Here is a 6,106-nt window from a genome sequence, read left to right as displayed (position 1 = left end):
CCTCGGGTGCGGCGGGGTGTGGCCACCACCACGGTACCAAGCATCTGCTTGGTCGACCCTCCGCGCTCAGTACCTGAGCGCGCCCCGGTCGAACGGGACCTGGACGCCCGAGACGGACCGGGACCCGTCCCCGGCCAGGAACGACACCACGTCGGAGACCTCCTCCGGCGGCATGAAGTCGGCCAGGGTGCTGGCGCCGTCCGCGAGAACGTTTTTCAGTGGCATCGGCGAGAAGCTGTGCAGATACGAGGGGAACCGGCCGAAGATCTCCGCCATCCCGTCGGGGTCGATCATCGGCGTGTCCACGGAATAGGGATGGATCGAGTTGACGCGGATGCCGAATTCCCCCACCTCGAGGGCGAGCGAGTTGGTCAGCGCCACGAGCCCGGCCTTGGAGGCCGAGTAGTGTCCGTTGCCCGGCGTCGCCTTGAGTCCCGCCGACGAGCTGACGATGATGATCGACCCGCCGTTGCCCGCCTCGATCATCGCCGGCACGGCAGCGCGGATCGTCCGCCACGTGCCGCTCAGGTTGACGCCGATGACCATGTCCCAGTCGTCCTCCGGCAACTCCCACAGGCGGCCCCAGCTCAGTACGCCGGCGTTGGCCACGACGATGTCCAGCCGGCCGAACGTGGCGATGGTGCGGTCGACCAGTTCCTGGAGCGGTCCGAGCTCCCGGATGTCCAGTACCGCCGAGAGGGCTCTGCGCCCGGCCTGCTCGACCAGTCGGACGGTCTCGGCGAGGTCATCCGGACCGGGCGCCGGATAGGAGACGGAGGCGGACACCGGAGCGCAGAGGTCGGTCACCACGACGTCCGCGCCCTCCGAGGCGAGGCGGACGGCATGGGCTCGGCCCTGTGCCCGGGCGGCGCCGGTGACCAGTGCGACCTTGCCCTCCAGGGGAGTGTCAGGGGTGTTCATGCCGACCATCACACCCGACGACGTCCGCCGGGGCGGGCGGTTCCGACAAACCAAGCAAGTGCTTGGTAGTGTGGTCGTATGACCCAGAGCACGGCACCCGACACGCGCAGGCCGGCGTCGGAGATGACCGACGACGAGTTCGCCGCGGAGTTCCGCACGTGGTTGGACGCCAACCTGGTGGGAGAGTTCGCCGAGATCAAGGGGACCGGCGGGCCGGGCAGTGAGCATCAGTTCTTCGATCGGCGTCTGGCCTGGGAACGGCACATGGCCGAGGCCGGCTGGACCTGTGTGGGGTGGCCGGTCGAGTACGGCGGTCGGGGGGCGTCGCTCAGCCAGCAGGTCCGCGTCCACGAGGAGTACGCCAAGGCGGACGCCCCGGCGAGGGTCTCGCACCTCGGCGAGACGCTGCTCGGCCCCACCCTCATCGCACACGGCACCCAGGCGCAGAAGGACCGTTTCCTGCCCCGGATCCTCGACGTGACCGAACTGTGGGCCCAGGGCTACTCCGAACCGGGAGCGGGGTCCGATCTGGCGAACGTGTCCACCACCGCCCGCCTGGGTGAGGACGGCAGGTGGCATCTGCACGGCCAGAAGGTGTGGACCTCCCTGGCGCATCTGAGCCAGTGGGTCTTCGTCGTGGCCCGCACCGAGGAGGGCACCAGTCGGCACAAGGGCCTGAGCTTCCTGCTGGTGCCGCTCGATCAGCCGGGAGTCGAGATCCGGCCCATCCAGCAACTCACCGGGACCTCCGAGTTCAACGAGGTCTTCTTCGACGACGCGGTCACCGAGGCCGGGATGATCGTGGGGGAGCGCGGAGAGGGCTGGAAGGTCGCCATGACCCTCCTGGAGTTCGAACGAGGGGTCTCCACCCTCGGCCAGCAGGTCGGTTTCGCCCGCGAACTCGACCAGATCGTGGAGATGGCCCGGTCCAACGGCAGCGCGCACGTCCCCGCCGTGCGTGAACGGATCGCCCGTGCCTGGGTCGGTCTCAGGGTGATCCGCGCCCACGCTCTGCGCACACTCGCCGAGCGTGACGCCTCCGGTGGCAACGCCTCGGCGGCCAAGCTCCTGTGGGCCACGTGGCACCGCGACCTCGGCGAGCTGGCGATGATCGTGCAGGGGGCGGAGTCGCTCACCGGGCCCACCCACGACTCCGAGGGTGCGGCCAACGACCTCCGCGACCCGGAGCACCTCGAGTTGGCGCGGTGGCAGCGGCTCTTCCTGTTCACCCGAGCCGACACGATCTACGGCGGATCCAACGAGATCCAGCGCAACATCATCTCCGAGCGCGTGCTCGGATTACCCCGAGAGGCCAGGCCGTCATGACCCAGCACAAGTCCCCCCTCGCCGCGTCCCCCCTCGCCACGGTGCCGGAGGAGACACCTGGTCACGGGCTGCTCGCGGGTAAGAAGGTCGTGGTGACGGCCGCCGCGGGCACGGGCATCGGTTTCTCGGCCGCCCGTCGCGCCGCGCTCGAGGGCGCCGACGTCCTGGTGTCCGACTTCCACGAGCGCCGAATGAACGAGGCCCGCGACGCGCTCGCCGCCGAGTTCCCAGGGCAGCGGTTCGAGGCCATCACGTGCAACGTGCAGTCGACCTCCGACGTCGACGCGCTGATCACCGGCGCCGCCGAGAAGCTCGGCCGGATCGACGTGCTGGTCAACAACGCCGGGTTCGGCGGTGAGGGCGAGCTCGTGGACATGACCGACGAGGACTGGGACCGGGTTCTGGACATCACGCTCAACGGCACGTTCCGCGCGACCCGTGCGGCGCTGCGCTACTTCCGGGACGTGCCGCACAACGGGGTGATCGTCAACAACGCCTCCGTGCTCGGGTGGCGCGCGCAGCGAGCTCAGGCGCACTACGCGGCAGCCAAGGCCGGAGTCATGGCGCTGACCCGGTGTTCGGCGATCGAGGGTGCGGACTTCGGTGTGCGCATCAACGCGATCGCACCCTCCATCGCCCGGCACGCGTTCCTGGAGAAGTCGGCCTCCGCCGAGCTCCTCGACGAGCTCGCCGCCAAGGAGGCGTTCGGACGTGCCGCGGACGTCTGGGAGGTCGCCGCGACCATCGCCATGCTCGCCAGCGACTACACCACGTACCTCACCGGAGAGGTCGTCTCCATCTCGTCCCAGCGGGCCTGACCCGCAGTCGGCACCCGGCGGAGGGGATCGAAGGAGGTCAGGCGCTCCGGATCTTCTCGACCTGCCGGGCGAAGGCGTCAACGGCCGTGTCCCGTTCCGCGTCCGACACCGGCCCCGCCGCGTTGGCGACCGTGACGGACACGCCGATACCCCGCACGATCCCGGTGATCAGCACGTTGCCCGTGAGCAGCTCCTGGCCCATCATGTCCATCGCGTTGTTCTGCGTGATGGCGGCGAAGTGCTCCACGCCCTCCGGTGCCTCGAGGGGCAACAGCTGGTTCTCGGCACGGGTCGTGACCTCGGTCCCCTCGAGGGGGATCGTCACGGTCATGGTGGGGCAGTCGGCGATCAGTCGGTCACGATCGTTGAGGCCTGTCGTCACCGTGGTCACCGACACCGCGTACGCGGTGTTCTCGCTCTGGCCCGCCTGGATGGCGATCGCGCCCGGCTCGGCCTGGGCGAGGAACGCGTCCTGGCTGAAGTCGGCGCACCGCTCGGGGTCCACGCGGACGCCGGCGGCGATGTCCTCGAGCGCGCCGACACCTCCGGCGATCTCCTCGGCCGAGACGGGAGCGAGGCCGAGCTCGGGGGCGTCCTCGGCATTGAGGACGAGTTGATCTACGCCGGCCTCGGGGGTGCCCGGCGCTCCGGTGGGCTGCTCCTGAGGCGACTCGCTCGTCGCGGTCGTGGTCTCCGCGGGAGCCGCGTCGTCACCGCTCACGTGGATCGTGCAGGAGGCCAGGCCCAGGGTGAGGCCCACCGCCGCCGAGGCCGCGAGGACCCGGCGACCTGCCCGGCGCGGGCCGGAGGGGCGAGGGGAGGAGAAGACGGTGGAGCGCATGGGGGGAGTCTAGGCAGAAGGAGTCGACGACGGGTGGACCGACGCGGCCAGGCCGGTCCCCGGACCACGCCGGCCTCCGGAGCGCCCCTAGCAAGTGCTTGGTTGGTAGAGTGGTCGGATGACCAGCACGACCAGACGTGAAGAACTCTTGGCGATCGCCGCCGGGCTCTTCGCCGAGCGCGGCCTGCGGGCCACCACCGTGCGGGACATCGCGGACGCGGCGGGCATCCTCTCCGGCAGCCTCTACCACCACTTCTCGTCCAAAGAGGCGATCGTAGACGAGATCCTCCGCGGGTTCCTCGACTCCCTCTTCGGGGACTATCACCGGATCGTCCTGGCGGGCTCGTCGCCCCGGGAGACCCTCGAAGGGCTGGTCCGCGTCTCGTTCGAGGCCATCCACCGTCACAGGGACGAGGTGGCCATCTACCAGGACGAACTCAAGCATCTGCGGGGCAACCCCAGGTTCGACTATCTCCGGGAGCGCACCACCGAGTTCCGTGAGATGTGGACCGACGTGCTGGGCCGGGGCATCGAGTCCGGCCAGTTCCGTCCCGACCTCGACATCAGGCTCACCTACCGGTTCCTTCGCGACACCGTGTGGGTGGCGGTGCGCTGGTACCGGCCGGAGGGCGACGACGACCACGCCGCGATCGCGGACCAGTACCTGCACATCGTGCTCGACGGCCTGGCCGTGGACTCACCCGCCCCACCCGCCTGACACCACCGACCGACCCCACCCACGAGGAGACACATGACCAGCGTGACCGGCCGCGAGGCCTACGTGATCGACGCCGTCCGGACGCCTGCGGGCAAGCGCGGTGGCAGCCTCTCCGCCCAGCACCCGGCGGATCTGGGCGCGCACGTCATCAGCGCGGTGGTCGAGCGCACGGGGATCGACCCCGCGGTGGTCGACGACGTGATCTTCGGCTGCGTGGACGCCATAGGCCCGCAGGCGGGCAACATCGCCCGCTCCGCGTGGCTCGCGGCCGGGATGCCTCTCGGGGTGCCGGGCACGACCGTCGACCGCCAGTGCGGCTCGAGCCAGCAGGCCATCCACTTCGGTGCCCAGGGGATCATGTCCGGCACCCAGGACGTGGTCCTGTTCGGCGGCGTGCAGAACATGAGTGCCCTGCCGATCTCCTCGGCCATGCTCGCCGGGCGCGAGTACGGCTTCGACGACCCGTTCACCGGCTCCACCGGATGGGTCTCCCGCTTCGGCTCCCAGGAGATCTCCCAGTTCAACGGTGCCCAGATGATGGCCGACACGTGGGGTATCTCGCGTCGCGAGATGGAGGAGTGGGCGCTGCAGTCCCACACCCGCGCCCGCGCCGCGATCGCCGAGGGCCGGTTCGCGAACGAGTATGTCCCGTTCGCCGGACTCGAGGCCGACGAGACCACGCGCGAGACCACCCTGGAGAAGATGGCCTCCCTGCCCGTGCTGGCCGAGGGTGGCTCGCTCACCGCCGCCGTGGCGTCGCAGATCTCCGACGGTGCGTCCGCCGGGTTGCTCGCGTCCGCCGAGGCCGTCGAGAGATACGGCCTGACGCCGCGGGCCCGGATCCACCATCTGACCGTGCGCGGCGACGATCCGGTGATGATGCTCTCCGCGCCTATCCCGGCCACCCGGTGGGCGCTGGAGAAGACGGGACTGACGATCGACGACATCGACGTGGTGGAGATCAACGAGGCGTTCGCCCCCGTGGTGTTGGCGTGGATCAAGGAGATCGGCGCCGACCCGGCCCGGGTGAACCCCAACGGCGGCGGAATCGCGCTCGGGCACCCGCTCGGCGCGACCGGTGCCAAACTCTTCGCCACCCTGCTCAACGAGCTCGAGCGCACCGGCGGCCGCTACGGTCTGCAGACGATGTGTGAGGGCGGCGGCACCGCCAACGTGACGATCATCGAGCGACTCGACTCCTGACGCCCCGCGTCAGAGGCGCCGCACCACGAGACAGGCCCCGCACCACCCGGTGCGGGGCCTGTGAGGTGTGTCGGCCTGCTCTCGTGGTCAGCCTTCGGCGGAGAGGGTGTCGAGCCCGAGGCCGCCGCCCTCGCCGCCGCCGAGCAGGCCGAGGAGGCTGCCGAGGCCGCTGGCGTCACCCTCGCCGGTCGCCGAGGACAGCGTGCCGAGGGTGTCCTCGGTCGACAGTCCGCCGAGGCTGCCCTGGATCGCATCGAGCGGGTCGCCGACGAGCACGGA

The 6,106-nt window shown here is 70.2% G+C and carries 7 protein-coding genes; 4 read left to right on the top strand and 3 right to left on the bottom strand.

Going from position 1 to position 6,106, the window contains the following annotated elements:
* Window positions 1-66: 66 nt before the first annotated feature.
* On the bottom strand, window positions 67-921 hold the full coding sequence (locus G6019_RS03920; RefSeq protein WP_182612428.1) for a mycofactocin-coupled SDR family oxidoreductase: 855 nt from the start codon (window positions 919-921) through the stop codon (window positions 67-69).
* 78 nt (window positions 922-999) lie between these two features.
* Here G6019_RS03920 and G6019_RS03915 point away from each other — a divergent pair, with 78 nt between their 5' ends.
* Both G6019_RS03915 and G6019_RS03910 read left to right on the top strand, forming a co-directional pair.
* Entirely contained in the window at window positions 1,000-2,247 is a 1,248-nt protein-coding gene (locus tag G6019_RS03915) for an acyl-CoA dehydrogenase family protein (RefSeq protein WP_182612427.1), read from the top strand.
* A complete protein-coding gene (locus G6019_RS03910; protein WP_182612426.1) occupies window positions 2,244-3,065 on the top strand; it encodes an SDR family oxidoreductase in 822 nt (273 codons plus the stop codon). The genes G6019_RS03915 and G6019_RS03910 overlap by 4 nt, the downstream gene beginning before the upstream one ends.
* 37 nt (window positions 3,066-3,102) lie before the next feature.
* On the opposite strand, the gene G6019_RS03905 is transcribed toward G6019_RS03910, so the two are convergent.
* Window positions 3,103-3,906, bottom strand: a complete 804-nt coding sequence (locus G6019_RS03905) for a hypothetical protein (RefSeq protein WP_182612425.1) — start codon at window positions 3,904-3,906, stop codon at window positions 3,103-3,105.
* Between the two features lie 118 nt (window positions 3,907-4,024).
* On the opposite strand from G6019_RS03905, the gene G6019_RS03900 reads away from it, so the two are divergent.
* The gene (locus tag G6019_RS03900; protein WP_182612424.1) at window positions 4,025-4,624 is read left to right on the top strand and encodes a TetR/AcrR family transcriptional regulator; all 600 of its coding nucleotides are present in this window, start codon (window positions 4,025-4,027) and stop codon (window positions 4,622-4,624) included.
* 33 nt (window positions 4,625-4,657) lie between these two features.
* Entirely contained in the window at window positions 4,658-5,827 is a 1,170-nt protein-coding gene (locus G6019_RS03895) for an acetyl-CoA C-acetyltransferase (RefSeq protein WP_182627069.1), read from the top strand.
* An 87-nt stretch (window positions 5,828-5,914) separates the two neighbouring features.
* Here the strand turns inward: G6019_RS03895 and G6019_RS03890 are convergent.
* The coding region (locus tag G6019_RS03890; protein WP_375539743.1) for a hypothetical protein at window positions 5,915-6,106 on the bottom strand (192 nt) is incomplete at its 5' end.

Source organism: Dietzia sp. DQ12-76, assembly GCF_014145045.1.
Taxonomy (GTDB): domain Bacteria; phylum Actinomycetota; class Actinomycetes; order Mycobacteriales; family Mycobacteriaceae; genus Dietzia.
This window is presented reverse-complemented; position numbering and strand designations above follow the sequence as displayed.